Raw genomic sequence first — 2,567 nt, 5'->3', positions numbered from 1 at the left:
GCTTTTATAAATATTCCGACTTATTAATGTCTGCTAGTAGTTGTTCTCGATACTCTTTTAATCGCTTCCAGGTTAAATCCGTTCGCAAGCAACCGATTCCACAAGAAATATCGAATCCCACGCTGCCCGCGTAAATAAATTCCTCCCTGCTGAAGGTCAAAAGCAGTGACACTCTCAAAGAAAGGTATAGCCACAATAGGCACGTGTCCCGCACAGGCCCCCATGGCCGCGCGTTAACTAACCCGGGCAATTGAGGCCAGGTTGGTGATTTGTTCAAGCACTTTATCGTCCATTACTCGAATAAGAGATTCACTACCCTAAATTCGAATAGGCGCAGGCAAGTTCCTTTATCCGCACAAGATCCAGCAGTAATCCAGCAGTAATCATTGATTTTTTTAAGTTGGCTGATATCCATGACTAGATATTATAGTGAGCCAGATAATTTACAACCTCAAACATCAACAACGTATTTTGCTTCCCATTGGCTATTTTCTTTTTTTTACCAAAAGCATGGTTAATCTAGCTCCCTTTACTTCGGTCCCCCAAACCCTTTCTTCCGTCCATTTTTCTCCAACACCTTTAGCTTTCCAATATTCCCCCCTGATAACTAAGCTCAAAATGAGAAAATATCAGATTGTTTGCTTGCGCTTCGGCGACCAATCGATTAAGCTAAGTTAACAAAGCAATTTAGGAATCGCTTTCATTAAATTGAATAGGAACTGATTTTTCTTTTTTAATTTGCGACAAGTCATCAACCATAATGGCAAAGAGAGCCTCAGCAGTGTTGATAAAGGCCTATTCAATCATTTTATCTTGACCGATATACCGATATCCGCTTCATGATCAAAATAATTATTCTCAGTTATTGGCATCGAGAAATTCCTTTTGGGAAATTACTATCATCGTTTCAAGATCTCCAAAACGACAACCTTCTTCGATTAAATCCGTATAAAGTTCATCATTTAAGCCGGTTTCATGTTGAATAATTCGCGCTAAAAAATCCTGCGCTATTCCATTCACCTTCTTCCCATCCGGAAGATAAGTTTCGTAATGTATCACATTCCAGCGAAAAACCTTACCCATTTTTCTGGTACTGAATATAACAATCCTCCCAATCTTTCGTTTTCCCTTCTTCTTTAATGGCTTTATAGCTCCAATTAATCCAAACCGTTAATGGTAAAGTATCATAAAAATCCTTACGAACAATTTTTGCTTCTTCGGAAATTTGTATCAGAAAAATGCACAGCTGGATACCAACCTGGGTCGCGGCTAATCCTGTAGGCTTGCCATTAGGGCTTTCCAATGACTTTATAAAAGTCTTGAGATCTTGGATAATTTGTTTGACTTGATCCGGAAAAAGAAAAATTACCGACTCTGCCGGAGTGTGTAATATATCATGCTACAGTATAATTAAAGAAGATTTTCCTCAAAAGATTAAATTTTGAATTTTTTTAATGCGAAATTATTCATTCCCGTATTGCATCAAAATTTATGATTAAGAAATAATTAAATTAAAAATGGCTGTAAAATTATAAGGTTTCGTTAATAAATATCGATAAAAAATTATGAGCCGTTCGGTACGAAACTTTTTCAGGGCTCATCCCAAAAATTACATTGACTAACTTGTCTATTGAGTATTGCCTGGAACCTATTTTCGATCTACACAGTTCCTCAAATGATTTACGACCTTACTGGTGATAACAGCTTGGGTCTGGAAGCAACTACAAAAAACTCATGGTCACGTTTCTTTTATCGGCAAAGGTTCTAAAACACTTCATGCACAACTTGGCTCAGTCCATCCAATTTGTCATTAATATTGGTTATGAAAAAAATATACTTGGGTAAAGAGCTTGTTATGGGAAGAAAATAACTTCGAATTAAGAAGAATATTTTTAGAGCAAAAAGAAGAGATCGCAGCGGAAATAACCATTTTGGGAAAGTGCCTCCAACAAGCATATTTTCTAGCTCAACGCGAAATTTGTCGAGCCTATTGTATTATTCTCACGTGTGAATTAGAAAATATTTCTCTTGATTAAAAAGAAGAAAACACTAAAATAGTAAACCAACTACTGAATCTTTTTATCTTCGCTCTTGATAAAGAAACTCAAGCTTAAATATCAAAAATGTTAACTTATTATTACCTATTTGCTAAAGACATCACCGAAATTTTTGACCGAACTAATGCCAGCCGCTCAGAAGGAAAACATAAATTAAGTTAATTTTTACTATTATCAAGTTATTCAACTGGTTGAGAGTTTAAGTGGTCAATCAATAGAAACGATATCTGAGAAAGAAGATCCAGAAGAGTTGAAGCTTATCTCCATATACTGATGTGAACGCTTGTTATGCGAATTTTCTGACACCGCAGAAAATAGCAAAAAAATATTCTTAATAGAACAAGCTTCGACTATTACTGAAAAGATTATTCAGGAGTTTAACTCCAAAAAAAATTGAAGGATATGGCGGTTCAATCTAAAGAAAATGGGCTTAGTTTAAAAGAGACGATTGAAACAATTAAGGAAACCAACTACTCTCAGACATTAATAAGTCGGAATATTTATAAAAGC

General features: G+C 35.7%; 3 protein-coding genes. All 3 read right to left on the bottom strand.

Annotated features, from left to right (window positions below; genetic code table 11):
• Positions 1–23: 23 nt before the first annotated feature.
• The 3 genes from B1F79_RS04085 to B1F79_RS06980 all read right to left on the bottom strand — a co-directional run bounded on the left by B1F79_RS04085 (position 24) and on the right by B1F79_RS06980 (position 1,393).
• Positions 24–224 carry a hypothetical protein gene (locus tag B1F79_RS04085; protein WP_251366096.1) on the bottom strand — a complete coding sequence of 67 codons (201 nt, stop codon included), beginning with the start codon at positions 222–224 and terminating at the stop codon, positions 24–26.
• Positions 225–858: 634 nt separating this feature from the next.
• Positions 859–1,083 (bottom strand): peptide deformylase, encoded by a 225-nt coding sequence (locus B1F79_RS04080; RefSeq protein WP_251366095.1) that lies wholly within the window; start codon positions 1,081–1,083, stop codon positions 859–861.
• On the bottom strand, positions 1,076–1,393 hold the full coding sequence (locus B1F79_RS06980) for a peptide deformylase (protein ID WP_372443139.1): 318 nt from the start codon (positions 1,391–1,393) through the stop codon (positions 1,076–1,078). Before B1F79_RS06980 ends, B1F79_RS04080 begins: the two co-directional genes overlap by 8 nt.
• Positions 1,394–2,567: the final 1,174 nt, after the last annotated feature.

It is taken from the genome of Coxiella-like endosymbiont of Rhipicephalus sanguineus (assembly GCF_018687865.1).
The sequence above is the reverse complement of the archived record's forward strand: the minus strand, read 5'-3'. Positions and strand labels throughout refer to the sequence as shown.

Excerpts from the sequence above, each read along its gene's own strand:
- B1F79_RS04085 (WP_251366096.1), bottom strand. The coding sequence starts at position 224 with ATGGGGGCCTGTGCGGGACACGTGCCTATTGTGGCTATACCTTTCTTT.
- B1F79_RS04080 (WP_251366095.1), bottom strand. The coding sequence starts at position 1,083 with ATGGGTAAGGTTTTTCGCTGGAATGTGATACATTACGAAACTTATCTT.